Source organism: Pseudomonas sp. P39-UII1 (assembly GCF_039672635.1).
Lineage (GTDB): Bacteria > Pseudomonadota > Gammaproteobacteria > Pseudomonadales > Pseudomonadaceae > Aquipseudomonas.
In genome coordinates this window covers 1-24,698 of record NZ_JBDFPP010000004.1, presented here as the reverse complement: position 1 = coordinate 24,698, position 24,698 = coordinate 1, and the positions used below count along the sequence as shown (strand labels likewise).

The 24,698-nt window shown below is 60.5% G+C and carries 24 protein-coding genes, 1 tRNA gene and 1 pseudogene; 11 read left to right on the top strand and 15 right to left on the bottom strand.

Annotated features, from left to right (window positions below):
- Positions 1-107 precede the first annotated feature (107 nt).
- Positions 108-1,316: pseudogene (locus ABEH27_RS07160) on the top strand (LysR family transcriptional regulator).
- 874 nt (positions 1,317-2,190) lie between these two features.
- Here ABEH27_RS07160 and ABEH27_RS07155 read toward each other — a convergent pair.
- Positions 2,191-2,811: a tyrosine-type recombinase/integrase gene (locus ABEH27_RS07155; protein ID WP_346612885.1), complete on the bottom strand. Its 621-nt coding sequence runs from the start codon at positions 2,809-2,811 to the stop codon at positions 2,191-2,193.
- A gap of 155 nt (positions 2,812-2,966) precedes the next feature.
- Here ABEH27_RS07155 and ABEH27_RS07150 point away from each other — a divergent pair, with 155 nt between their 5' ends.
- Positions 2,967-3,176: a hypothetical protein gene (locus tag ABEH27_RS07150; RefSeq protein ID WP_346612884.1), complete on the top strand. Its 210-nt coding sequence runs from the start codon at positions 2,967-2,969 to the stop codon at positions 3,174-3,176.
- A 67-nt stretch (positions 3,177-3,243) separates the two neighbouring features.
- On the opposite strand, the gene trbK is transcribed toward ABEH27_RS07150, so the two are convergent.
- Complete coding sequence (gene trbK / locus ABEH27_RS07145; RefSeq protein ID WP_346612883.1) at positions 3,244-3,489, bottom strand: entry exclusion lipoprotein TrbK; 246 nt, start codon at positions 3,487-3,489, stop codon at positions 3,244-3,246.
- Between the two features lie 789 nt (positions 3,490-4,278).
- Between trbK and ABEH27_RS07140 the strand changes: the two genes are divergently transcribed.
- The gene (locus ABEH27_RS07140; protein WP_346612882.1) at positions 4,279-4,521 is read left to right on the top strand and encodes a hypothetical protein; all 243 of its coding nucleotides are present in this window, start codon (positions 4,279-4,281) and stop codon (positions 4,519-4,521) included.
- 135 nt (positions 4,522-4,656) lie between these two features.
- Positions 4,657-4,926, top strand: a complete 270-nt coding sequence (locus tag ABEH27_RS07135; RefSeq protein ID WP_346612881.1) for a DUF3077 domain-containing protein — start codon at positions 4,657-4,659, stop codon at positions 4,924-4,926.
- A gap of 83 nt (positions 4,927-5,009) precedes the next feature.
- Here the strand turns inward: ABEH27_RS07135 and ABEH27_RS07130 are convergent.
- The 7 genes from ABEH27_RS07130 to ABEH27_RS07100 all read right to left on the bottom strand — a co-directional run bounded on the left by ABEH27_RS07130 (position 5,010) and on the right by ABEH27_RS07100 (position 9,610).
- Positions 5,010-5,085 (bottom strand) — tRNA-Gly (locus ABEH27_RS07130).
- A 63-nt stretch (positions 5,086-5,148) separates the two neighbouring features.
- The gene (gene pgsA / locus ABEH27_RS07125) at positions 5,149-5,709 is read right to left on the bottom strand and encodes a CDP-diacylglycerol--glycerol-3-phosphate 3-phosphatidyltransferase (protein WP_346612880.1); all 561 of its coding nucleotides are present in this window, start codon (positions 5,707-5,709) and stop codon (positions 5,149-5,151) included.
- A 33-nt stretch (positions 5,710-5,742) separates the two neighbouring features.
- Positions 5,743-7,566 (bottom strand): excinuclease ABC subunit UvrC, encoded by a 1,824-nt coding sequence (gene uvrC, locus ABEH27_RS07120; RefSeq protein WP_346612879.1) that lies wholly within the window; start codon positions 7,564-7,566, stop codon positions 5,743-5,745.
- A 6-nt stretch (positions 7,567-7,572) separates the two neighbouring features.
- Positions 7,573-8,211, bottom strand: a complete 639-nt coding sequence (gene uvrY, locus ABEH27_RS07115) for a UvrY/SirA/GacA family response regulator transcription factor (RefSeq protein WP_346612878.1) — start codon at positions 8,209-8,211, stop codon at positions 7,573-7,575.
- A 63-nt stretch (positions 8,212-8,274) separates the two neighbouring features.
- On the bottom strand, positions 8,275-8,664 hold the full coding sequence (locus tag ABEH27_RS07110) for a helix-turn-helix domain-containing protein (RefSeq protein WP_346612877.1): 390 nt from the start codon (positions 8,662-8,664) through the stop codon (positions 8,275-8,277).
- Positions 8,665-8,784: 120 nt separating this feature from the next.
- Positions 8,785-9,234 carry a GNAT family N-acetyltransferase gene (locus ABEH27_RS07105; protein WP_346612876.1) on the bottom strand — a complete coding sequence of 150 codons (450 nt, stop codon included), beginning with the start codon at positions 9,232-9,234 and terminating at the stop codon, positions 8,785-8,787.
- Positions 9,224-9,610, bottom strand: a complete 387-nt coding sequence (locus ABEH27_RS07100; RefSeq protein WP_346612875.1) for a DUF488 family protein — start codon at positions 9,608-9,610, stop codon at positions 9,224-9,226. Before ABEH27_RS07100 ends, ABEH27_RS07105 begins: the two co-directional genes overlap by 11 nt.
- Positions 9,611-9,738: 128 nt before the next feature.
- Between ABEH27_RS07100 and ABEH27_RS07095 the strand changes: the two genes are divergently transcribed.
- On the top strand, positions 9,739-11,355 hold the full coding sequence (locus tag ABEH27_RS07095) for an inorganic phosphate transporter (RefSeq protein ID WP_346612874.1): 1,617 nt from the start codon (positions 9,739-9,741) through the stop codon (positions 11,353-11,355).
- Positions 11,356-11,360: 5 nt separating this feature from the next.
- Here the strand turns inward: ABEH27_RS07095 and ABEH27_RS07090 are convergent, their stop codons facing one another.
- The 3 genes from ABEH27_RS07090 to ABEH27_RS07080 form a co-directional block, all read right to left on the bottom strand.
- The gene (locus ABEH27_RS07090; RefSeq protein ID WP_346612873.1) at positions 11,361-12,056 is read right to left on the bottom strand and encodes a glutathione S-transferase N-terminal domain-containing protein; all 696 of its coding nucleotides are present in this window, start codon (positions 12,054-12,056) and stop codon (positions 11,361-11,363) included.
- A 75-nt stretch (positions 12,057-12,131) separates the two neighbouring features.
- The gene (locus tag ABEH27_RS07085) at positions 12,132-12,632 is read right to left on the bottom strand and encodes a PaaI family thioesterase (RefSeq protein ID WP_346612872.1); all 501 of its coding nucleotides are present in this window, start codon (positions 12,630-12,632) and stop codon (positions 12,132-12,134) included.
- Between the two features lie 103 nt (positions 12,633-12,735).
- Positions 12,736-14,118, bottom strand: coding sequence for an amino acid permease (locus tag ABEH27_RS07080; RefSeq protein WP_346612871.1), 1,383 nt, complete (start codon positions 14,116-14,118; stop codon positions 12,736-12,738).
- Positions 14,119-14,371: 253 nt separating this feature from the next.
- Here ABEH27_RS07080 and ABEH27_RS07075 point away from each other — a divergent pair, with 253 nt between their 5' ends.
- Complete coding sequence (locus tag ABEH27_RS07075; RefSeq protein ID WP_346612870.1) at positions 14,372-15,268, top strand: LysR substrate-binding domain-containing protein; 897 nt, start codon at positions 14,372-14,374, stop codon at positions 15,266-15,268.
- Positions 15,269-15,373: 105 nt separating this feature from the next.
- The gene (locus ABEH27_RS07070) at positions 15,374-16,618 is read left to right on the top strand and encodes an aspartate aminotransferase family protein (RefSeq protein ID WP_346612869.1); all 1,245 of its coding nucleotides are present in this window, start codon (positions 15,374-15,376) and stop codon (positions 16,616-16,618) included.
- 3 nt (positions 16,619-16,621) lie between these two features.
- On the opposite strand, the gene ABEH27_RS07065 is transcribed toward ABEH27_RS07070, so the two are convergent.
- Positions 16,622-16,924: a hypothetical protein gene (locus ABEH27_RS07065; protein WP_346613193.1), complete on the bottom strand. Its 303-nt coding sequence runs from the start codon at positions 16,922-16,924 to the stop codon at positions 16,622-16,624.
- 169 nt (positions 16,925-17,093) lie between these two features.
- Between ABEH27_RS07065 and ABEH27_RS07060 the strand changes: the two genes are divergently transcribed.
- Positions 17,094-17,519 carry a hypothetical protein gene (locus tag ABEH27_RS07060; RefSeq protein ID WP_346612868.1) on the top strand — a complete coding sequence of 142 codons (426 nt, stop codon included), beginning with the start codon at positions 17,094-17,096 and terminating at the stop codon, positions 17,517-17,519.
- A 73-nt stretch (positions 17,520-17,592) separates the two neighbouring features.
- A complete protein-coding gene (gene fusA, locus ABEH27_RS07055; protein WP_346612867.1) occupies positions 17,593-19,704 on the top strand; it encodes an elongation factor G in 2,112 nt (703 codons plus the stop codon).
- 129 nt (positions 19,705-19,833) lie between these two features.
- Here the strand turns inward: fusA and ABEH27_RS07050 are convergent, their stop codons facing one another.
- Positions 19,834-21,276: a SulP family inorganic anion transporter gene (locus ABEH27_RS07050; RefSeq protein WP_346612866.1), complete on the bottom strand. Its 1,443-nt coding sequence runs from the start codon at positions 21,274-21,276 to the stop codon at positions 19,834-19,836.
- Positions 21,277-21,553: 277 nt separating this feature from the next.
- Between ABEH27_RS07050 and ABEH27_RS07045 the strand changes: the two genes are divergently transcribed.
- Positions 21,554-22,288 (top strand): secretin N-terminal domain-containing protein, encoded by a 735-nt coding sequence (locus tag ABEH27_RS07045; RefSeq protein WP_346612865.1) that lies wholly within the window; start codon positions 21,554-21,556, stop codon positions 22,286-22,288.
- A 492-nt stretch (positions 22,289-22,780) separates the two neighbouring features.
- Positions 22,781-24,106 carry an isocitrate lyase gene (gene aceA / locus ABEH27_RS07040; RefSeq protein WP_012273289.1) on the top strand — a complete coding sequence of 442 codons (1,326 nt, stop codon included), beginning with the start codon at positions 22,781-22,783 and terminating at the stop codon, positions 24,104-24,106.
- Between the two features lie 327 nt (positions 24,107-24,433).
- Here aceA and ABEH27_RS07035 read toward each other — a convergent pair.
- The coding region (locus ABEH27_RS07035; RefSeq protein WP_346612864.1) for a transposase at positions 24,434-24,698 on the bottom strand (265 nt) is incomplete at its 5' end.

The following is a 24,698-nucleotide window of genomic DNA, read 5'->3' as shown; positions in this document are numbered from 1 at the left end:
TATACCTTAAGCGGATAATGCCTTCCTCCTTTTAAGGTATGCATTTTACTTATTGGGATGGTTGCGCCATTCTATGAGGTCCCGACGAGCGCTGAGAGTGTGAACTCATGACACCCGCTGTTTCTCCTAGCCTAATGCAGATTCGAGCGTTCTTGTACGTGGTCGAGACCGGGAGCATCTCTAAAGCAGCCGCCGCCTTGTTCCGCGCTCAATCTGCTGTGACTCGATCAATCATTTCGCTTGAGTCGTCGTTGGGCATACCCATATTTGAGCGCAGTGCGAATGGAATGCGACTGACTCGGCAAGGCGCTTCAATTCTCCCTCGGGCCAAACGCGCTGTGGCCGAACTGCTTTATATCCCGCAGGTTCTCGGTAGGACGTAGGAAGGGTCAGGAGAACCGCTTTATTTGTTCCAGAATCGGCGTCTTGAGATATTCGCTCGGCTTTGCGAAACCCAAAACATGCAAACCGCTGCCATGACGCTCGGTATTTCTCAACCGGCAATAAGTGCTGCGATAAAGATTCTAGAGCAAGGGTGTGGCGTTAGTCTTTTCGAGCGCACGCCTCAAGGTTTGCTGCCAACCAGGATGGCGTCCGTAGTTCTGCTTCACGCCCGGCGTGCGTTGAATGAGCTACGTCATTTGGACGCAGATATCACTTTCTTGGATGGTATTGTGAGAGGCACTGTACATGTTGGTGCGCTACCATTGGGGCGCACTCATATTCTTCCACAAGCGATTGTGCGCCTCACCGCTCGTCATCCCGGACTTTCCATTGTGACGAACGAGAGCCCGTTTGATCTATTGGCTAGCGAATTACGGTCAGGCGATGTGGATTTCGTCTTGGGTGCTTTACGCTCATCTTCCTATGGCTCCGACTTGCAAGGCGAAGAACTGATGCAGGAAAATCTGGTGATCTTGATGCGTCGTGGTCACTCATGGGCAGGCCGGCCAGTTACGCCGGAAATGCTCGCTTCTGCGAAATGGGTACTTCCAAGATCTGGCTCACCGGCACGTGATCTGCTGTCAGCATTTTTTTTCCACATAGGTATAAGCTCGCCGCCGCCCGTGGTGGAAACAGGTGACCTTGCGATACTCCGGGGAGTGCTGTTGAACTCTGACATGCTCGCAGCCGTTTCTGCACATCAACTTCAGTATGAGATCAACAGCAAAGATCTCGTTCCTGTGCCTTTGGTTTTGAACCACACATCAAGGCCCATTGGTCTTACTTATCGGGCTGCCGCACTCCAATCCCCGGCGGCGCACGCACTCATGGAAATGATCCGACAAGTGGTTTCAGAAATGCAAGCAGGATAGTGGCTGCGATATTTCTATTGATGCCCAGACCTCAAATTTGGGAAGCTTGCATTGAAGCTAGCATTAGCGCACTTGCGCCAATCTTGTGTGACAGCTTTCGATCTATAACAGCTATTCACCATAAGCGCTATGGTTTAGTTTCTTGAGCAACCGAATCATAGATATTAGCGAATGGGCAAAGTCACACGGAAAATTGCCGCTTCCTCCAGCGTCGACTCGACTTCTATATTTCCTCCATGCGCTTCGATAATTTGAGCCGCTATGAATAATCCTTATCCTAGGCCAGATGATACTCCTTGCTTTGCTCGGTATATTTGGAGATACGCCTGTTCGGATCAAAAAGAGAAACGAGTGCGCTAGGAGGAATAGGCTCTCCGTAACTTTGCACAGAAAAACACGCGGTGGTGTTACCCCTGTTCAGGGTAACCCTAATTGGAAGATGCACTTTACCGTGCCGTACCGCGTTGCCAATAAGATTCGACAAAACCTGCGCCATGCGTGATGGGTCGTACTGGGCGGTCACCGTGCCGTCACCGTGCCGTCTTCAATAGTCGCGGTAATGACTAACGTCTGCATGCCGGGCAGTATGGATGGACTGGAATTGGCACGAGTGTCCTTGTCACGTTGGCCTTGCGTGCCTGTCATCCTCACGTCAGGCAATCGATCCCTGACAGACGGTTTGCTACCTTCTCAAGCAATATTCCTGCGCAAGCCATGGTCATTGAATGCACTGCATCAAGCGGTTAGGTCGTATATACCTGCATAGTAGCCGTTTCAATTAGCAAGTGATCGGTTTTGGCCGATTTCTGTCCGTCGCCAATGTCCGCTATGGGTCGGTTGGCGACGGTCTGCCCTCGACCGTCGCTTTAGATGGTCAGACCTCCGTCTGCTCTGCCATCTCCAAGGCATCGTCGACCTCAATCCCCAGATATCTGACGGTGCTTTCAAGCTTCGTATGGCCAAGCAAGAGTTGGACTGCCCTCAGATTCTTGGTTCTACGATAGATCAATGAGGCCTTCGTTCGCCGCAGCGTGTGGGTGCCGTACAGCGCTGGATCAAGGCCAATGGCTGTCACCCAGGCTTTCACTATTCGCGCGTATTGCCTGGTGGAGAGATGATCCAAACCGTGTAGCCGAATCGGAAACAGACAGTCCTCGCTACGGAGGTGAGCCTGATGCATCCAGGCTTCCAAAGCCATACGGGTTTGCTCGGTGATCTCAAATTGCACTAGATGTTGAGTTTTCTGCTGCATCACAATCGCTCGCGATGACACGTGCTCCCCATGAGCAACGTCGCGTACGCGAAGCTTGGTTAAGTCGCAGGCTCGCAGCTTGCTGTTGATTGCCAAGTTGAACAACGCCAGATCCCGAGATTTCTCCGCGATCTGGAGCCTTACCCGGATGGCCCAGATATCTCTGAGTCGGAGCGGGGCTTTCTGCCCGACTAGCTTTCCCTTGTTCCATGGGCGATGGGTGTAGATAGCACCGGTTTTCATGGGTTGTCCTCCGCGTTAGGGGAGAACAAGGGTGAACTCGATCCGGTGGACGGTCGCCAACCGACCCATAGCAGACCCCCAAGGTAACGGACAGACGCTTTTGTGAACCGAGGGAGTTTTGCTATAACAGCCGGCCATCTCAAAGGAATGAACCTATGACAACCAAATCTGTAATTTTTCTCACCGCTGCGCTTGCTTCAGGTTTCGCCATGGCGGTCGGTGAGGCTGATTATTCAGTGTTAGAAGCGCATTGCACTCCTGAGTACTGGGAGAAGCCACCAGATGGCAAAAAGACGGAAGATCTAATCGATAAGTGCGATCTGGATCTATCCGAGAACGGCGGTTCTGGGCAAAAGGTACGCTGAGCGCGACCCGAAGGATAAGGAGCCCGCAGGCTCCTTGTTTGCCGAGGTGGCTTGTCAGGCTAGATTCTCAGAAATTGTCTTCTGGGCTTTTCTTGAATTCCCAATCGGTCATTTTCTTCGCGGCGAGGAAACTCTTGCAGTTTGCGATGAACTCGTTACGGTTCGACTCTTTCGATAAGCTCGCCAGATTCTTTTCGTATATCTCCGGAGCACAGTTGCCTGCTGTCGGCTCGGGCACTTTTTCCTCCGAGCAAGCTGCCAGAATAATGGCCAATCCCATGGCTGCAGCCAGTCGAGCCAATTTGATATCCATATTTTGATCCTTCGGTCATTGCGTTTAGCGTGGTTACGGGCCCCCTCGAGCCCGGCGGTAGCCTAAAACGTGGGGACGTGAAACGCCAGCTCTGATCATTTCCCTCGCCGTACACCAATGGCCGTTTTGAGTCGACTCCGCTGCGCCGTGGTACATACCGTCCAGCTTTCGCAATCAGATTGGCTGACCGCTATGGGTCGAAAGCAGCCGGTCACCATTGACCCATTTCGCCCATAGCGGACACCCGAAGGCCGGGGCCGCTCCGCGGCCCATCGCCGGCAAGCCCGGCTCCCACAGGTACTGCGCAGGCCCGGAGACTGGTTATATCTCTGTGCGAGCCGGCTTGCCGGCGATGAGGCCAGTACCGACTCAAAGCGTTGGGGCGGTATCCGCTTTGGTTCGATTGCTGCCTCTCGCCAACGGTAGTCACGGATCGAAAGCGGTCGATCATGATGCCTGCGTACTGGGAACAAGAACATCCAATCCGAGTAAAGAATCAGATTTGCCTTCTTCCTTGTAGTCCGTTTCCCAAAGATACTCCCGCCACCTTTTTTCCGTTGCGGTCGCTCTAACAGCGCTCTAGTCTCGGCAGGTCGCTGTCTTTAGCGATCGGCTTTGACAGGCCGCGACGGTATTATGCAAACGGCTTGCCTTCAATGGCGGCTGTACGTGCGGGCACGCTTGCGTGCGCCGGAACTTTGCATAGTCCGCCGGTCTGTCAACCCACGTACAGCTGCCACCCTTCTGTTTGACAGCAACAAGGGAGGCGCACCTTGAAAGGACTATGTAATGCTTAAGATCGTCCCCGATCCACCCCACAACCACCACTCCCTCGAAGACACCATCATCCAAGCTACGGAGTACGCTCTGTGCGCACAGATGGTGGCGCAGCAGGCTGTTTCGATGCAGCCCAAGTCGCCCGCGTCGGTTCTGATGATGGCCACGATGCATGAGCTTGAATCGCTGCGTGTGCTGCTTGAGTCGGCTTTGATTCAGATGCAGATGCCAGCGGCGCCACGCACCCAGCACTAAGCCGTTAATCGTATATTGCCTGGGCTGGCGCCACCGCCGGCAAGCCGGCTCCCACAGTGACAGCGGCGCGGTGGTGTGAGGTGCTTACCCGCGAAGATGCCCGCCCAGGATTCAGGTCTCCAGGGAGATCAAGCAATGCCTACAGATGAGATCAATGTCAAAACCACGGTCGGCAAGACCAAGTTCTATCAAGGCGAGAAAAAGACACAACCGTTGTTCTGCATCGAGCCTGGCATCCCATGCCAGGATGCCCGCGAGCAAGCGTCGGAACTGATGGGATGTGTGCGGGACCTGACCATCGCGGGCCTGATGGACGACAACCCTCAGTTGATCTGGGCCTCACATTATCTGAGCGCGTTGGCCAAGGCGCTGATGGATGATGCAGAGTTGGGCATGATGCATTGAATTGACTGACAAATCGCAGGCATAAAAAAAGAGGCCCTTAGGCCTCTTTTTCGTGATCCCAGCGACGCACTGAGGATCGAATTTGGAGCGGGAAACGAGACTCGAACTCGCGACCCCGACCTTGGCAAGGTCGTGCTCTACCAACTGAGCTATTCCCGCGTCGTGATGGGTGCCATTCTAGCAACATCTAAAACGGCGTCAACCCCTTGATTCAAAAAAGTTTTATTTTTGCTCAGAACCTTCGCGCAGGTGCGGCCAGGCCGCCAGCAGGTAGTGCACCATCGACCACAGCGTCAGCGCGGCAGCCACCAGCAGCAGGCCGTAACCGAGAATGACCCAGAACGTCACCGCCGGCGGGTTGGCCAGCAGGATCACCAGCGCCAGCATCTGCGCTGCGGTTTTCCACTTGCCCAGGTTGGACACCGCGACGTGCGCCCTCGCCCCCAGCTCGGCCATCCACTCGCGCAACGCCGACACGACGATTTCACGGCCAATGATCACGGCGGCCGGCAGGGTCAGCCAGAAGTTGGCGTGTACCTGCACCAGCAGCACCAGCGCCACGGCGACCATCAGCTTGTCGGCCACGGGGTCGAGGAAGGCACCGAACGGCGTGCTCTGCTGCAGGCGACGCGCCAGGTAGCCGTCCAGCCAGTCGGTGGCGGCGGCGATGGCGAACACCGTGCTGGCGGCCATGTAGCTCCAGTGATAGGGCACATAGAACAGCAGGATGAAGATCGGGATGAGCAGGACGCGTAGAACGGTGAGCAGGTTTGGAATATTCATCGGTACGACTGGCTGCGGGTTGAGCCCGGCATTCTACTCGCTATGCAGGCTGGCATAAATCGACTCGGCAAGCTTTTTACTGATGCCGGGGGCTTTGGCGATTTCATCGATACTGGCGCGGTTGAGCTCTTGCAGGCCACCGAAATGTTTCAGCAGGTCGCGGCGGCGCTTGGGCCCTACCCCGGCAACGTCTTCCAGGCTGGACACGCGCCGGGCCTTGCCACGGCGGGCGCGGTGGCCGGTGATGGCAAAACGGTGGGCTTCGTCGCGGATCTGCTGGATCAGGTGCAGCGCCGGGTTGTCGCCCTTGAGGGTGAACTCGTGGGCCACATCGTTGAGGTACAGGGTTTCGAAACCGGCCTTGCGGGTAACGCCCTTGGCCACGCCGAGCAGGGTCAGGTCGGTGAAGGCCAGTTCCTGCATCACTTCGCGGGCCATGTTCAACTGGCCTTTGCCGCCGTCCACCAGCAGTACATCGGGCAACTTGCCCTCACCGTCCTTGATGCGCCCATAACGGCGCATCAAGGCCTGGCGCATGGCGGCATAGTCGTCGCCAGCGGTCACACCTTCGATGTTGAAGCGGCGGTAGTCGGACTTCAGCGGGCCTTCCGGGCCGAACACCACGCAACTGGCCACCGTGGCTTCGCCGCTGGAATGGCTGATGTCGTAGCATTCAAGACGCTGTGGCACTTCATCCAGGCCCAGCACCTCGGCCAGGGCCTCGAAGCGCGCAGCCATGTGCTGGCGGTTGGCCAGGCGGGCATTGAGCGCTTGCTCGGCGTTGGTGACAGCCAGTTGCTGCCAGCGGGCACGGGTGCCGCGCACCCGGTGGCTGATGGTCAGCTCGCGGCCGCGCAGGGTCTGCAGCGCCTCGCTGATGGCGGCGAAGTCCTCGTGCACCACGTTGACGATCAGCTCGCCCGGCAATTCCCGCTCGGCGTTGCCCAGGTAGTACTGGGACAGGAAGGCCGCCATGACTTCGGCCACCTCCTCCTCGATGCCCACCTGGGGGAAGAAGTTCTTGCTACCCAGTACGCGCCCGCCGCGCACGCTGATCAAGTGCACGCAGGCACCACCTGGGTTGACGAAGGCGGCAACCACATCGACATCGCCAGAGCCGCCTTCCATGTATTGCTGGTCCTGCACCCGGCGCAACAGGGCGATCTGGTCGCGCAGTTCGGCCGCCTTCTCGAAGTTCAAGGCCATGGCGGCCTTTTCCATCTCGGCGTTGAGCTCGTTGCCCAGCTGCTGGCTGCGGCCTTCGAGGAACATCACCGAGTGGCGCACGTCCTCGGCGTACTCTTCGGCGGCCACCAGGTCGACGCACGGCCCCTTGCAGCGTTTGATCTGGTACTGCAGGCAGGGCCGGGTGCGGTTGGCGTAATAGCTGTCCTCGCACTGGCGCACCGAGAAGGCCTTCTGCAGAAGGCTGAGGCTTTCGCGGATGGCGCCGGCGCTGGGGTATGGCCCAAAGTATCGGCCCTTGGCTTTTTTTGCACCGCGGTGAATGCCCAAACGTGGGAATTGGCCGTCAGACAGGAATACATACGGGTAGGATTTGTCGTCGCGCAACAGAATGTTGTACGGCGGCCGCCACTCTTTGATGAGGTTCTGCTCAAGCAGCAGCGCTTCGGTTTCGTTAGCCGTGATGGTGGTTTCGACCTGGGCGATACGCGCCACCAGCGCAGCGGTTTTCGGCGCCAGGCCGGCCTTGCGAAAATAGCTGGCCAGACGCTTCTTGAGGTTCTTGGCCTTGCCCACATAGAGCAGCCGAGCCTCGGCGTCGAACATCCGGTAAACGCCCGGGCGACCGCTGCAGGTCGCCAGGAATGCGCTGGCATCAAAGATTTGGGACATGAGGTTTTACAGGCTTGCGTCGACCATACCGTGGCGAACGGCCAGCAAGGTCAGTTCGACGTCGCTGGTGACCGAGAGTTTTTCGAAGATCCGATACCGGTAAGTATTGACGGTCTTGGGAGACAGGCACAACTTGTCGGAGATGATCTGCACTTTCTGGCAACCGACAATCATCAGGGCAATCTGGATTTCCCGCTCCGACAGCGCGTCGAAGGGCGAGCCCTGCGGCTGGAACGACTTGAGCGCCAGCTGCTGGGCGATCTGCGGGCTGATATAGCGCTGCCCGGCAAACGCCAGGCGAATGGCTTGGACCATTTCGTCCAGGCCCGCGCCCTTGGTCAGGTAACCGGCCGCACCGGCCTGCATGAGGCGCGTGGGGAACGGGTCTTCTTCGCACACGGTGACCGCAACCACCTTGGTATCGGGGTGGCTGCGCAACAGTTTGCGGGTGGCCTCCAGGCCGCCGATCCCAGGCATCTTGACGTCCATCAGCACGACATCCGGCTTGAGCTCTCGGGCCTGTTTGAGCGCCGACTCGCCCGAATCCGCCTCACCCACCACCTGCAAGCCGTCGATGTCGGCCAACATGCGTGTAATACCGGTTCGTACCAGATCGTGGTCATCGACCACTAGGACCCTAATCAAGCAGACACCTCGTCAACAGGGCGATTGGATCCCGCCACCTTAACAAAATTTTTCAAGGTGGACCTAGCGTAAAACTTCCGACAGAAACGTCTGACGTTCCAAGCGCTGAGGCCGCGACACCTCACGGCTACCCCCCTCGCCCACCAGGCGCCCCAGCAAATGCCACAAAGCAGCCTGATCGGCCACCGGCAAGCGCCGAAAAGCGCCAAGCAGACCGGCTTCTTCCGCCGACAGGCTTTCCAGCGGCGCAGGCGTACGCATACCGCTGAGCACATACAGCGCATCCACGCCCTTGCCCGCAAGGGCCGCCAGGTAATCAAGCCGTGGGGTGCGCTCACCACTTTCGTACTTGCCCTGGGCATTGGGTTCGACGCCGCCGATATCACCGAATACCCGCTGGGTCATGCCCAGGCGTTCACGCTCTTCCCTAAGACGCGGACCGAGTCCATTCATATGACGTTTCTCCTTGTTTCCTGATCGTCACCGGATAACGCTCACGACCCTGTGAGCACTTGCAGACTGCACAGTCACTATGCCCATCGCGGGGTTTCGTCGCAAGCCAGCATCGCGCCCTCAAGCGGCGACTCTCGGCCACCCGGTCTGGCGCTGCATGCGCACAAAACACGCGTCATCGCCCATTTCCATAAAACCGTGGCGAAGGTACAGCCGCCGTGCGGGGTTGCTCTTGAACACCATCAAGCGCAACAACGGCAGGCGCCGTTGCGCGGCCCAGGTAGCCAGCACTTCCAACACCTGGCCGCCGACACCGTGCCCACGGTGCTCGGGCAACAGGTGCAGCTCACGAATGAACAACGCCTGGCGGTCCTGGCTGAGGCTGCAGAAACCCAGCACGCTTTCGCCGTCGACCACCAGCCACTGCTCGCGCCAGCCCCAGGCCTGATCGAATGCTTCTTCGATCCACAACAGGTCGAACTCCCGGTAGTACGGCAGCATCGCCCGGCGAGTGAGGTCACGGGCGAAGGTGCGGTGGTGGTCGGTGGCCGGGATGAGATCAATGGGCATAGCACACCGGCGAACTGCCAGGCCCGCGCCGCTCAAGCTCATCTTCAAGCCAGGCGGCCAATACCTGGGCATTGTTGTGCTCGATGTCCTTGCTGGCATACAGCAATGTGAGGTCTCCCTGGGCTGCCAGGTCCAATAATGAATACCAGTGCTCGGGATGCGCCGCGAGCTCCTGCTGGTAGCGTTGGGCGAAGCCGATGTAATCCACCTCGCCCTGGTGAAACGCCTTGCGCAAGGCGTTCGAAGGCGCGACCTCGCGCAACCACTGCCCGTGCAGATCTTCCTTGCGTTTATTGCGCGGCCACAGGCGGTCCACCAGCACACGCTGGCCATCGCACTGGTCGACCGCGTCGTAGACACGCTTGCAGCGAATCATCGGTTGCTCCTGCCTTTACCACTCGTCTTGAGCCTAGGTAATCCATTGACCGAGGTCACGTCCCAGTAACGATTTGTTTCTATGCTGACAGCCTTCGGCACCTTCGCCCGACGCCAATCGGAGCCCCCATGGCAACCCCGTCACTGGCCAGCCAGCCGCAACTGGCCCAACGCGATGCCCGCCCGCAGCTCTCACACAAACCCGGGCGTGCCACCCTCTTTCTGTTCTTCAGCCTGCTCATGGCCGGCATCGCCTACACCGCCTGGAGCCTGAAGCAGGATGTCAGCGCCAGCGGCACCGTGATCACCACAGTCACGCCGTTTCTGCTGCTGGGCTTGGCCTTGCTGATTGCCTTGGGCTTCGAGTTCGTCAATGGCTTCCACGATACCGCCAACGCCGTGGCCACGGTGATCTACACCCACTCGTTACCAGCATCGGTGGCTGTGGTCTGGTCCGGGCTGTGCAATTTTCTGGGGGTGTTGTTTTCCAGTGGCGCGGTGGCGTTCGGCATCATTGCCTTGCTGCCGGTGGAGCTGATCCTGCAAGTGGGCTCCACGGCCGGCTTTGCCATGGTTTTTGCCCTGCTGCTTGCTGCAATCATCTGGAACCTGGGCACCTGGTGGCTGGGCTTGCCAGCGTCTTCCTCACACACCCTGATCGGCTCGATCATCGGGGTTGGCGTGGCCAATGCACTGATGCATGGGCGTGACGGTACCAGCGGGGTGGACTGGGGCCAGGCCAGCAAGGTCGGCTACGCCCTGCTGTTCTCGCCGCTGATCGGCTTTGCCTGCGCAGCCTTGCTGCTGCTCGCCCTGCGTGCACTGGTCAAACGCAAAGAGCTGTACCAGGCACCGCAAGGCCAGACACCCCCGCCGTGGTGGATCCGTGCCGTGCTGATCCTGACCTGCACCGGCGTGTCGTTCGCCCATGGTTCCAACGATGGGCAGAAAGGCATGGGCCTGATCATGCTGATCCTGGTCGGTACGCTGCCCATGGCCTACGCGTTGAACAAGACCATGCCCAGTGAGCAGGCGCTGCAGTTCTCTGCCGTGGCCGAGGTCACCCGCCAGGCACTGGTACGCAGCGACCCGCAACCATTACCGGCAGACCCTCGCCAGGTGCTTACCCTGTTCATCACCGAGCCCAAGGCCAACCCACAACTGGTGCCAGCCCTTGCAGCGCTCACCGGCATGATCGGTGAAGAGGTCAAGGGCTATGGCTCGCTCAAGCGCGTACCGGCCGAAGCCATGGCCAACGTGCGCAACGACATGTACCTGACCAGCGAAGCCATCCGCCTGATCGAGAAGCACCAGCTGGTGGCGTTCGACGCCGACACCCGCAGCCATGTGCAGCTGTTCAAGACCCAGCTGGACGACGCCACGCGCTACATTCCGCTATGGGTCAAGGTGGCTGTGGCGATTGCCCTGGGCCTGGGGACCATGGTCGGCTGGCGGCGCATCGTGGTGACGGTGGGCGAGAAGATCGGCAAGACCCACCTGAGCTATGCCCAGGGTGCGTCGGCTGAAGTGGTTGCGATGTGCACCATTGGTGCGGCAGACATGTTCGGGCTGCCGGTGTCGACCACCCATGTGCTGAGCTCAGGGGTGGCCGGGACCATGGTTGCCAACGGTTCGGGGGTGCAGAAGCGTACGTTGATCAACTTGCTGATGGCGTGGGTGCTGACCTTGCCGGCGGCGATGCTGCTGGCGGGTAGTCTGTACTGGCTTCTGAACCAGATTTTCTGATCAGGTCAGCCCGGGATTTTCAGGCCACGCTGAACGGCTGGCCGCTCCAGGAATGTGGCCAGCACGCGCTGCACTTCCTTGAACTCATCGAACCCCACCAGCTCACGGGCGTTGTAGCGTTCGACCAGGTTGCGCACCCAAGGGAAGATGGCAATGTCGGCAATGCTGTACTCGTCGACCACCCACTGCCGGCCTTGCAGATGCCGGTCGAGCACGCCAAGCAGGCGCTTCGATTCGTTGACGTAGCGATCCCGCGGGCGCTTGTCTTCGTATTCCTTGCCAGCAAAGAAATGGAAGAAGCCCACCTGGCCGAACATCGGCCCGATGCCGCCCATCTGGAACATCAGCCACTGAAGGGTCTGGTAGCGGGTAGCCGGGTCCTGGCTTAGCAATTGCCCGGTCTTTTCCGCCAGGTATTGCAGGATCGCGCCGGACTCGAACAAAGGCAGCGGTTTGCCACCCGGGCCATCGGGGTCGAGGATCGCCGGGATCTTGTTGTTGGCGCTGAGCGAGATGAACTCGGGGCTCATCTGGTCATCGTTGTCGAAGCTGACCTTGTGCGGCTCGTAGGGCAGGCCGATCTCCTCCAGCATGATCGAAACCTTGACGCCGTTGGGCGTGGGCAGCGAGTAAAGCTGAAGGCGCTCGGGGTGTTGCGCGGGCCATTTGCGGGTGACGGGGAATGCGCTGAGATCGGTCATGGTCAACCTGTGCCGGATGGATGGAACTGTCACTGTAGTGGACATCCCCGGCGGCTGACCATCACCTGCCTTTCATCAGCCCGGTTGGCCATGCGCCTTGAGCTTGAGCTTCTCGGTGTCCACACGAACGAATACGGAATCGGCGCTGACAGTCAGCACATCCCCCGCCCATACTTCGCACACCACCCGTGTCTTGCGCCCGACTTCGCCTTCCACTCGCGCCTTGAGCAGAAGCTCGACGCCCATGGGGGTGGGCTTGAGGTAGTTCAGGCCAAGGCTGCCAGTGACGCAATCAATGCGCGGCAGGCTGCCTGCTTCGCGACCTTCGGCCCGGTAGTGATAGGCCATGGCAGTCCAGTTGGAGTGGCAGTCGACCAGCATCGCCAGCAGCCCGCCATAAACCAGGCCGGGCCAGCCGGTGAAGGTGCCATCAGGCGTGTGCCGGCACAGCAGGTGAATACCATCGGCGTCCCAATGGCTTTGCACATGTAGCCCGCTGGGGTGGGCACAACCGCAGCCGTAACAAATACCATCAGGTGCGGCCAAGGCCTGCAGAGACAGAGCTTGTTCGTTCATACGCTTCCTGTGCTTGTTGGAATGGGAAGGAATGCAAGCTGTGATGGTAGCGCCGCTTCTTGTCAGCGCCAATGACAAAGGGGCGCCAGGCGCCCCTCGTGGTTCACGCCGTCTGCGCAACCACCCTGCCGCGCCGCTGGGTGAACGAAACCAGCAGGATGAACAAGGTCACGCCGGCCGTCATCAGCGTTTCATAACGGTAGGCATCGCTGAACAGCATATAGCCCAGAACCATCACGATGGTGCCGATCACCAGCCAGGTCAGCCAGGGGAACAGCCACATCTTCAGCTCCAGCGGCCGCCCTTCGCGATCGGCACGGGCACGCATGCGCAGCTGCGATACCGCGATCACCAGGTACACCAGCAAGGCGATTGCGCCAGTGGTCGACAGCAGGAAGCCGAACACCTTGCCGGGGAACACGTAGTTGACGAAGCAACCCGCAAAGCCTGCCAGGGTCGAGAGAATGACTGCCACGGTGGGCACACCGGCGCCGGAAATGCGTTTGGTCATGCTCAGCGCCTGGCCACGCGCGCCCAGCGAATACAGCATGCGCGAGGCGGTATAGAGGCCGGAGTTCATGCAACTGGTGACCGCTACCAGCACCACCAGGTCGACCAGCAGCTTGGCGCCGGGCACGTTGAGCACCTCCAGCACACGCTGGAACGAACCCACCGCCTTCAGCCCTGGGTCGTTCCAGGCTACCAGCGATACCACCAGGAAGATCGACGCCAGGTAGAAGATCGCAATGCGGTACACCACCAGGTTGGTAGCACGGCGGATCTTGTCTTTCGGGTTGGCCGTCTCATCAGCGGCGATGGTGACGATTTCGGCGCCGAAGAACGAGAAAATGGTGATCAGCACACCGCCCAGCACCGTGCCGAAACCATTGGGCATGAAGCCGCCGTTATTCCACAGCCGGCTGACCCCGGAAACCTCGGCCAGCGGCCAGAAGCCGAACACGGCCAGGCTGCAGACCGCGATGAAGGCGACGATCGCGATGACCTTGACCAGGGCAAACCAGTACTCGAACGCACCGAAGTTCTTCACGCTGATCAGGTTGGTGCACGACAGCAACAGCATGATCAGGAAGGCGAACAGCCAGGACGGTACGCCCGGGAAATACGCGTGCAGGATGTCGGCACCGGCAATGGCTTCGACCGGAATGATCAGCACCCAGAACCACCAGTACAGCCAGCCGATGGTGAAGCCGGCCCAAGGGCCGATGGCCTCGGAGGCGTAAGTCGAGAACGAACCGCTGTTGGGGTTGGCGATGGCCATTTCGCCGAGCATGCGCATCACCAGCAGCACCAGCAGGCCGGTCATGGCATAGGAGATGAGAATGGCCGGGCCGGCCGTGGCAATGGCGTTGGAGGAACCGATGAACAGGCCGGCGCCGATGATGCCGGCGATGGAGATCATGGACACCTGACGGGACGTCAGGCCGTGCTGCAGGGAACGCTGTTTGTTGTTTTCTAGCGAAGCCATGGAGAACCCTCGAATGGGTCGGCCGCCGCGCGGACGGCTGAAAGTTGGAGCAGAATTCTTGTAGGTCGTAGTGCTCTTTTTTCTTGTTGTGAAGTCGCCGGCGGTGCACTTGCCTCCTCTTCGCAGTACCGGTTGTAATCGTTGACTCAGGTCAGTATTAATCTATAGGGCGAGGTCAACAAACGACCTTTTCGAAGCACATGATTCCGATATGGAATGAACTTCTTCCTTTTTTGCTCGGTACGCGCCTGCCATGTCCAAACGCCTGATGCCCTCGACCACCGCCCTGCAGTGCTTCGAAGCCGCCGCCCGGCACCTGAGCTTCACCCGGGCCGCCCAAGAGCTGCACCTGACCCAGAGCGCCGTCAGCAAGCAGGTCGCGCAACTTGAGGAAATGCTCTCGCACTCGCTGTTCCAGCGCATTCGCCGGCGCCTGCACCTGACCCCGGCCGGCGCGCTGTACCTCACCGAGGTAAACAAGATCCTCACCCAGATCGACATCTCCAGCCGCTACATCCTCAGCTACGGCGACGAGACCGAAGTGCTGCGCATTGCCACTCAGCCGACCTTTGGTGCCCGCTGGCTGGTACCCAGGCTCAAGGGCTTTGGCGACCGCTACCCGCGCATTCACCTGGACATCCGCAACGAGCTGGAGCCCTTCGACCTGGTGCAGGCCAAGGCCGACATCGCTTTCTTTTTCGGGCAAGGCACCTGGCCTGGGGCAACCTGCATCGAGCTGTTCAGTGAGGAGGTGGTGCCGGTGTGCGCCCCGCAGCTGCTGGCCAAGCACAGCTTCGGCAGTGCCGGGGCGCTTACCGAGCACCGCCTGCTGCAGTGCGCGTCGCGGCCGGAGGCCTGGCACGAATGGTTTCTGGGCCTGGGGCTGCACAGCCAGAACAGCTACCACGGCCCGCGGTTCGACACGTTTTACCTGTGTATTCGCGCAGCCATCGCCGGTTGCGGTATCGCCTTGATTCCGCGCTACCTGGTGGCCGAGGAGTTGAGCGAAGGCAAGCTGGTGGTGGCCTGGGACCACCCGGTGGCTAGCAACGGGCGGCACTTCATCGCCCATGCCGAGCACGCGGCCGAAGTGCCGAAGGTCAGGGCCTTCGTGCAGTGGATCCGCGAGCGGGTGGCGGAGGGAATTTGACCAAGTTCACGAATCGTGGGAATGATCGCAATCGAATAATTCGTTTGCGGAATAACATGTCGGCGCGCTTCGATATTAAAAAACTCGAACAAGGTCCGCGTGCCCATGAATCTGGAAAGTATCAGCCAATCCATTGCCATCGTTCACCCGATAACACTTTCCCATGGCCGTAATGCCGAAGTTTGGGATACCGATGGCAAACGTTATATTGACTTTGTCGGCGGTATCGGTGTGCTCAACCTGGGCCACTGCAACCCGGCCGTGGTCGAGGCGATCCAGGCTCAAGCCACCCGCCTGACCCACTACGCGTTCAACGCCGCGCCCCATGGCCCGTACCTGGAACTGATGGAACGCTTGAGCGAGTTCGTCCCGGTCAGCTACCCGCTGGCCGGCATGCTCACCAACAGCGGTGCGGAAGCGGCGGAAAACGCGCTGAAAGTTGCCCGCGGCGCCACCGGCAAACGGGCGATCATCGCCTTCGACGGTGGCTTTCATGGCCGCACCCTGGCAACCCTGAACCTGAACGGCAAGGTCGCCCCGTACAAGCAACGGGTGGGTGAACTGCCGGGGCCTGTGTACCACCTGCCCTACCCCAGCGCCGATACCGGCGTGACCTGCGAACAGGCGCTCAAGGCCATGGACCGCCTGTTCAGCGTCGAGCTGGCAGTCGAGGACGTGGCGGCGTTCATTTTGGAACCCGTGCAGGGCGAAGGCGGCTTCCTCGCCCTCGACCCAGCCTTCGCCCAGGCCCTGCGCCGCTTCTGTGACGAGCGTGGGATCCTGATCATCATTGATGAAATCCAGTCCGGCTTCGGCCGCACAGGCCAGCGTTTCGCCTTCCCACGGCTGGGCATCGAGCCGGACCTGCTGCTGCTGGCAAAAAGCATTGCCGGCGGCATGCCGCTGGGTGCAGTGGTCGGGCGCAAGGCACTGATGGCGGCGCTGCCCAAGGGCGGCCTGGGTGGCACCTATTCGGGCAACCCGATCGCCTGTGCAGCAGCGTTGGCGAGCCTGGCGCAGATGACCGATGAAAACGTCGCCACCTGGGGCGAACGCCAGGAGCAGGCGATCATCAGCCGTGTTGAACGCTGGCAAGGCCAATACCCGTTCATCGGCCGCCTGACCGGCGTGGGTGCCATGCGCGGGGTCGAGTTCGTCAATGCCGATGGCAGCCCGGCGCCAGCTCGCCTGGCCAAGGTCATGGACGCGGCGCGGGGCAAAGGTTTGCTGTTGATGCCCAGCGGCAAGGCGCGGCACATCATCCGCCTGCTCGCACCGCTGACCATCGAGGCCGAGGTGCTCGAAGAAGGGTTGGATATCTTCGAGCAGTGCCTGGCCGAGTTGAACTGAGGCTTACAGGCCCAGTTCTTCAGGGGTGAGCATGTCCGACTCGAAGGCGATCCAGCCGCCTTCGAGTTCGGCGTGGCCGTTGACGATCGGGCCGTAGTAGGTCAGGCCGTTCTCCAGGGTCACGCAAATGTGCGTGGCCGATTTCTCGGGGGCCGCGAGCGTACCGACGAAATGCACCTTCTTCAGGGTTTCGGTCACCGCTTCCAGGCCCACGCGCATCTTGGGGTTTTCCGAGGCCTCGGTGTCACCGCCTCGGTCTTCGGCGCTGATGGTCACGGTGGCGGTGTACGGGTACTTGTTGCTCAAGCGGGTTACCTCGGTGTTGAAGGGTTTGTTCTGCGGGCGCGTAGAGTACGGCAGCGGCCAGCACTTGTCTCTATTGGCCTTATGGGCGGCACGCCACAACACATGGCCTCCCCCGCCCCGATCTGTTAGGGTGCCCGCCGATGCACGCCACACCACACGAGGACACCGAGTGAGCGCCGAAGAACCCCTGATCGCCGACCTGTTCGAGGTCGATAAACGCCTGACCCTCAAGCCCGTCGTGGACTTCAACAGCTACCTGCGCAATGCCTTCGGCGAAGGCCCGTGCCGTTGCCACCGCTGCACCGAAGGCAGCGACCAGAGTGCCTATAGTCATGCGCACAACTTCACGTTCGAAGGGCGCCAATGGCACCGCCGCTTCGCCAGCACTGCCGGCAGCGATGTCGCCCAGGTGCTGAAAAAGGCCTGGTTGTCCTACACCAAAGCCGACCTGAACCTGATGGGTGCGCTGGACCTGAGCACACTCAAGACCTTCACCGATGCCACCCTTCACGAGCGCCTGCTGGCCCTGCTGCCGGCCAGCGGCCTGGCCCGCGAAGTGGACGACCAGTGGTTGCTGCAAGCCCAGGCCGACTGACGGCTCGGCGGTAAAGCAGGATTCTCCCGCTCTGCTACCGTGGGAGAATCCGCACAGCCGCAGGTAGTCCGTCATGGCCCGCACAACGCCCATCGAGCTGTACCGCAATATTGGTATCGTCGCCCACGTGGACGCCGGCAAGACCACGACCACCGAGCGCATCCTGTTCTATACCGGCGTCAACCACAAAATGGGCGAAGTGCACGACGGTGCCGCGACCATGGACTGGATGGCCCAGGAGCAGGAGCGCGGCATCACCATCACCTCGGCGGCGACCACGGCCTTCTGGCAAGGCTCCACCAAGCAATTTGCCGACAAGTACCGCTTCAACATCATCGACACCCCCGGCCACGTCGACTTCACCATCGAGGTGGAGCGCTCCTTGCGCGTGCTCGATGGCGCGGTGGTGGTGTTCAGCGGCGCCGACGGGGTCGAGCCGCAATCTGAGACGGTGTGGCGCCAGGCCAACAAATACCACGTGCCGCGCCTGGCCTACATCAACAAGATGGACCGCCAGGGCGCCGATTTCCTGCGCGTGGTCAAACAGATCGACAAGCGCCTGGGGCACCACCCGGTACCCATCCAGCTGGCCATCGGCAGCGAAGAAAACTTCATTGGCCAGATCGACCTGGTGAAGATGAAGGCCATCTACTGGAACGATGCCGACAACGGCACCAGTTACCGTGAAGAAGAGATCCCCGCCGAACTCCAGGCGCTGGCCGATGAATGGCGCGCGCACATGATCGAAGCTGCAGCCGAGGCCAATGATGAGCTGACCATGAAGTTTCTCGATGGCGAGGAGCTGAGCATCGACGAAATCAAGGCCGCCCTGCGCCAGCGCACCATCGCCAACGAGATAGTGCCGACCATCCTCGGCTCGTCGTTCAAGAACAAGGGCGTACCGCTGATGCTCGACGCGGTCATTGACTACCTGCCCGCGCCGTCGGAAATCCCGGCTATCAAGGGCACCCACCCGGACGACGAAGAAAAGCACCTGGAGCGCCACGCCGACGACAAAGAGCCCTTCTCGGCCCTGGCTTTCAAGATTGCCACCGACCCGTTCGTCGGCACCCTGACCTTTGCCCGGGTGTACTCCGGCGTGCTCAGTTCCGGCAATGCCGTGCTCAACTCGGTCAAGGGCAAGAAGGAACGCATCGGCCGCATGGTGCAGATGCACGCCAACCAGCGCGCTGAGATCAAGGACGTGTGCGCCGGCGACATCGCCGCACTGATCGGCATGAAGGATGTCACCACCGGCGACACGTTGTGCGACATCGACAAGCCGATCATCCTCGAGCGCATGGACTTCCCCGACCCGGTGATCTCCGTAGCCGTCGAGCCGAAAACCAAAGCCGACCAGGAGAAAATGGGCATCGCCCTGGGCAAGCTGGCCCAGGAAGACCCATCGTTCCGCGTGCGCACCGACGAGGAAACCGGCCAGACCATCATCTCCGGCATGGGCGAGCTGCACCTGGACATCATCGTCGACCGCATGCGCCGTGAATTCAACGTCGAGGCCAACATTGGCAAGCCGCAGGTGGCCTACCGCGAAAAAATCCGCAACACCTGCGAAATCGAAGGCCGTTTCGTTCGCCAATCCGGCGGGCGCGGCCAGTACGGCCACTGCTGGATCCGCTTCGCACCTGGCGATGAGGGCAAGGAAGGCCTGGAGTTCATCAACGAAATTGTCGGCGGCGTGGTGCCGCGCGAGTACATCCCGGCAATCCAGAAAGGCATCGAGGAGCAGATGAAAAACGGCGTGCTCGCCGGCTACCCGTTGATTAGCCTGAAGGCCGCGGTGTTCGACGGCTCCTACCACGATGTCGATTCCAACGAAATGGCCTACAAGATCGCCGCTTCAATGGCCACCAAACAGCTGTCGCAGAAAGGGGGGGCCGTGCTGCTGGAACCGGTGATGAAAGTCGAGGTGGTCACGCCCGAGGAGTACCAGGGCGACATCATGGGCGACCTGAGCCGCCGCCGCGGGATGATCCAGGATGGTGACGAGACGCCTGCCGGCAAGGTGATCCGCGCCGAAGTGCCGCTGGGGGAGATGTTCGGCTATGCCACCTCAATGCGCTCCATGACCCAGGGCCGCGCCAGCTACACCATGGAATTTACCCGGTACGCCGAGGCGCCGGCGAGCATTGCCGATGGGATCGTGAAGAAAAACCGCGGGGAGTGATCAAGCGAGGGCTGCGCCCTCGATCGCCGGCAAGCCGGCTCCCACAGCTAACGCGCATGCCTCGAAACATGCGCTGTACCTGTAAGAGCCGGCTTGCCGGCGATAGGGCCATTGCAGACCACAAAAAAATCAGTGCTGCTCGCCCGCCCGCTTCAACAGCTTCTTGCAGCGCTCGGAAAGGTGCACCACCCGCAACTGCTTGCCGGCCTTGGCATAGCGCTCGCGCAAGGTCTTGAGAGCCGCAATTGCCGAGTAATCGACAAAGCTCAAGTGCCTGCAGTCCAGCGTCACCTTGGCCGGGTCGCCTGCCGCATCGAACTGGTTGAGAAACGGTGTGACCGACGCAAAGAACAACGTGCCATGCACCTGGTAATGCTTGACCCCTTCGCCATCCTCGTGGCTGTCGGCATACAGCTCGCGCGCGTGCTGCCAGGCAAAGTTCACCGCCGCGATGACGATGCCGAACAGCACAGCCGTGGCCAGGTCGGTAAACACCGTAACCAGCGTGACCGCAATGATCGCCAGTACATCGCTCGCAGGCACCTTGTGCAGCACCCGCAGGGACGCCCAGGCAAACGTCTGTTGGGCGACCACGAACATCACCCCGACCAACGCCGCCAGTGGTATACGCTCGATCAGCGGCGACAGGAACAGCACGAACAACAGGATCATCACCCCCGCCACCACACCCGAGAGCCGGCCTCGACCGTTGGAACTGAGGTTGATCACGGTCTGGCCGATCATCGCGCACCCACCCATGCCGCCGCACAGGCCCGAGACCATATTGGCCGCGCCCAGGGCCACGCACTCACGGTCCGGGTAACCGCGGCTCTCGGTGATTTCGTCGGTGAGGTTGAGCGTCAGCAGGGTTTCCAGCAACCCGACCATGGCCATCAGCAGCGCATAGGGGGCGACGATTTTCAGGGTTTCCAGGTCCCAAGGCACATCCGGCAGGGCCAGCGCCGGCAGGCCACCGGCGATGTGCGCCATGTCGCCGAGGGTGCGGGTCGGCAGGTCGAGCAGGTATACCAGCAAGCCAACGCCAAGGATCGCCACCAGCGCAGGCGGTACGGCGCGGGTCAGCTTCGGCAGCACGTAGACCACCAGCATGGTCAGTGCCACCAGGCCGATCATGAGGTAAAGCGGCGAGCCGCTGAGCCAGTGCTCGCCCTGTTTGAAGTGCTCCAGCTGGGCTAGGGCGATGACGATCGCCAGGCCGTTGACGAAGCCAAGCATCACCGGGTAAGGCACCAGGCGTACCAGCTTGCCCAGGCGCAGCAGCCCGAACAGGATCATCACCCCGCCACCCAGCAGCACCGTGGCCAGCAGGTATTGCGCACCGTGCTGCACCACCAGCGCGACGATCACCACGGCCATCGAACCGGCGGCACCGGAAATCATGCCCGGGCGGCCGCCGAACAGCGCGGTCAGGGTACAAATGATGAAGGCGCCATACAGGCCCATCAGCGGGTTGAGGTGGGCCACGAGGGCGAAGGCGATGCACTCGGGCACCAGGGCGAAGGACGTGGTCAGGCCGGCAAGCAGGTCGGCGCGAAGGCGAGCGGGTTTCATCAAGATCCTACAGGGACGGCAACAATCGAGGGGCGCGATGTTACGGAATTTGTCTGACAGCAGCCACCGCTTGAGGTAATCACCCGTGGCTATGTCGAGCACCATCGAGTGCGCGGCGCTGCGGGAACGGGCCTGCGATTATCCGCAACCATCATGCTGACTATAATTTGTCGCTAGCCGGATAATGCCAGGATAAAAAAGCTGCCCTTGATGTGCATCCAGTGCAAGCTGAACCCTTTTGACATCATGGCAAATTCTACCTGCGGAGATCATGGACATGCCGCTACGCCCCCTTTGCGCCTCACTGCTGCTGGCTGCAAGCCTGGCCGCCCAGGCGGCTACCGAAGTGCTGCCCCTGCAGCACCGCAGCAGCGTCGAACTGCTGCCTGCCGCGCAATCCTTCATCGGCAAGGACGGCAGCGTCAACGCTTTCGAGAACAAACTGATCGTCAATGCCAGCCCCGAGCGCATCGACGACCTTCGCGCCCTGCTGCAGCAACTGGACACCGCCCCCAAGCGCCTGCTGATCAGCGTCGACAACAACGACAGCAATTACCAGGACAACCGCGGCAACGCGCGTGTCATCCATTACGGCACCAGCAACCGTGACGGCGGCCTGCAGCAGGTTCAGGCCAGCGAGGGCCAGCCGGCGCTGATCCAGGTTGGCCAGAGCATCCCGGTCACCAGCAGTAGCACCGATGGTTATGGGCGCATCCAGAGCAACACCGAATACCGCAATGTGACCCAGGGTTTCTACGTAACTCCAAGCCTTAGCGGCGAAACGGTTCGTCTGCAAATAAGCACCAATAACGACCGAATGAGCCAGGAACGTGCTGATGTAGTGAAAGTGCAAAGTACCGACACGACCATCACCGGCAAGCTCGGCGAGTGGATCACCCTGGCAGGGTTCAACCAGCAGAGCCAAGCCGACCGCAGCGCGTCAAGCCACACCTACAGCACGCAACGGGGTGAAAACATGACATTGCGTGTCAAAGTCGATCTTGTCGACTGATCCCAGGCAATTCAAGGCCTCGACCCAAGGCCTTGAAACTGACCGCCGAGTCGCATTAGACCAAAGATGTAGTAAGCCAAAAAAAGCACTACAAAACATTTGACAGGCACTTTTTACCAAGGGCATGATGGCCTCGCTCCCGCTAATCAGGGGCCCTGGCAAGGGCCTTCGAGGCGTGCTCCTCCCACCCCTGGAGGCGCCTCGTGTCTATACGGCCCACAAGGCGGTTCGACGGGATTGCGACTGCAACGAAGAAGTTGTCCCGAGGGACGGAAGCGCATCACCGCAGTTCTGGCAATCGCGTAGCACCGCAGCAAGGCAACCACGAGCCGACCTGCCGGAGCACTCCTGCGCCAGGCCTGTACCTCCTTCCCCCTTCGAGCCTTCGCGTTCGCCGCCGCCTTCCCCCGGACAGGACAGCCGCCAGGTCCCTGATTCGTACCCGAGCATCAGCACAATTACCCCAAGATCGATGCGACGAGGTTTATTTCCATGGCACTGACACGCGAACAGCAAATTGCAGCCCTCGAGAAAGACTGGGCCGAAAACCCGCGCTGGAAAGGCGTGACCCGTACCTACACCGCCGCTGATGTCGTTCGCCTGCGTGGCTCCCTGCAGCCGGAGCACACCCTGGCCCGCCAGGGCGCAGAAAAACTGTGGAAGCTGGTCACCCAAGGTGCCCACCCCTCCTTCCGCCCCGAAAAAGATTTCGTCAACTGCATGGGTGCCCTGACCGGCGGCCAGGCAGTGCAGCAGGTAAAAGCCGGTATCCAGGCCATCTACCTGTCCGGCTGGCAGGTTGCCGCCGACAACAACTCGGCCGAGTCCATGTATCCTGACCAGTCGCTGTACCCGGTCGACTCGGTACCGACCGTGGTCAAGCGCATCAACAACTCGTTCCGCCGCGCCGACCAGATCCAGTGGAAAGCCGGCAAGAACCCAGGCGACGAAGGCTACATCGACTACTTCGCCCCCATCGTGGCTGACGCCGAAGCCGGCTTCGGGGGCGTACTGAACGCCTACGAACTGATGAAGAACATGATCGAAGCGGGCGCCGCCGGGGTGCACTTCGAGGACCAGCTGGCCTCGGTGAAAAAATGCGGCCACATGGGTGGCAAGGTACTGGTACCGACCCAGGAAGCGGTACAGAAGCTGGTTGCCGCACGCCTGGCAGCTGACGTGTCGGGCGTGCCGACCATCATCCTGGCCCGTACCGACGCCAACGCCGCCGACCTGCTGACCAGCGACTGCGACCCGTACGACCAGCCGTTCGTGATTGGCGAGCGCACCCGTGAAGGCTTCTATAAAGTGCGCGCTGGCCTTGACCAGGCGATTTCCCGTGGCCTGGCCTACGCACCGTACGCCGACCTGATCTGGTGCGAAACCGCCAAGCCGGACCTGGACGAAGCGCGCCGCTTCGCCGAAGCGATCAAGAAGGAATACCCGGACCAGATCCTGTCGTACAACTGCTCGCCTTCCTTCAACTGGAAGAAGAACCTGGACGACGCGACCATCGCCAAGTTCCAGCGCGAACTGTCGGCCATGGGCTACAAGCACCAGTTCATCACCCTGGCGGGCATCCACAACATGTGGCACGGCATGTTCAACCTGGCGCACGATTACGCCCGCAACGACATGACCGCCTACGTGAAGCTGCAAGAGCAGGAATTCGCTGACGCCAGCAAAGGCTACACCTTCGTGGCGCACCAGCAGGAAGTGGGCACGGGTTACTTCGATGACATGACCACCGTGATCCAGGGTGGCGCTTCGTCGGTGACTGCCCTGACCGGTTCGACCGAGGAAGAGCAGTTCCACTGATAGTGGCTAGCGGCTGAAGAAAGGCCCGGGGCTGGTGAGGACCCTGGGCTTTTTTTTGGGGGCGCGCCACTTTAGCTCAAGATTTGAGATCTTCGGCGCTGATGAAATCGAGCGCCGCCCGCGCGGCGCATCGCGGCTAAAGCCGCTCCTACATTTGTTGCAACGTGCCGTTCCAGTCAGGCCATGGTTGTTCGCCTTGGCGCATGACTGAAGACAGGTGAGGCGGCAGCAGTACCAGCCGAAATATCTCGTCGAGCCAACAAGGCTGACAACTATGGCCTATCAGGCCATGGCACGTTGCAACAAATGTAGATACCGTCTTGACCCTCACCCTGCAAGAGCGATTTTGGGGTCAAACGGTATCCCCGACTTCACCACCCCGTAAACCAGGTGCAGCAGCTTGCGCATCGCCGCGCAAACGATCTGTTTGTAGGCTTTGTGCCGGCTGTTCAACCGCTCTGCCAGGGCCTTCACGACAGGGTTATGCCTGATCGAGACAGTGCCTGACATCCACAAGCCCGCACGTAGCCGTGAGGCGCCTGTGCGCGAGATAGTGCTCTGGCCTATGAACTCTCCCGATTGCTGCACTACC